The organism is Rhodopseudomonas sp. B29, from assembly GCF_000333455.1.
Classification (GTDB): Bacteria; Pseudomonadota; Alphaproteobacteria; order Rhizobiales; family Xanthobacteraceae; genus Rhodopseudomonas.
In genome coordinates this window covers 1-288 of sequence record NZ_BADD01000474.1, presented here as the reverse complement: position 1 = coordinate 288, position 288 = coordinate 1, and the positions used below count along the sequence as shown (strand labels likewise).

The 288-nt window shown below is 64.2% G+C and carries 1 pseudogene; it reads right to left on the bottom strand.

What is annotated here, in order from left to right:
• A pseudogene (locus I5M_RS29975) lies at positions 1–198 on the bottom strand (branched-chain amino acid ABC transporter substrate-binding protein); the annotation flags it as partial.
• Positions 199–288: the final 90 nt, after the last annotated feature.

Below are 288 nucleotides of genomic sequence, written 5' to 3'. Positions count from 1 at the left end.
GACCATTTTCATGTAGGCGGCCTGCGCCTTGCCGACGGTGGCGTAGGCCGACGCCGGACCGGACAGCGGAATGGTCTGGCCGACCTTGATCTCGCTGTCGCTGGCGCCGGGATCGTACTTCTTTTGCGCAGACGCGCTGGATGCCGTCAGCGTGATGGCGAGCGCCGATGCGGCTAGGCCGGTGAGCAGTTTCCTCATGGGTTTCCTCTTCTTTGCTGAACTATGCCACTGAGCGAATGTGAGCCGCTGCGCTCCCAATCCCTCCCAGGTCATCGCCCGCGACGGCGG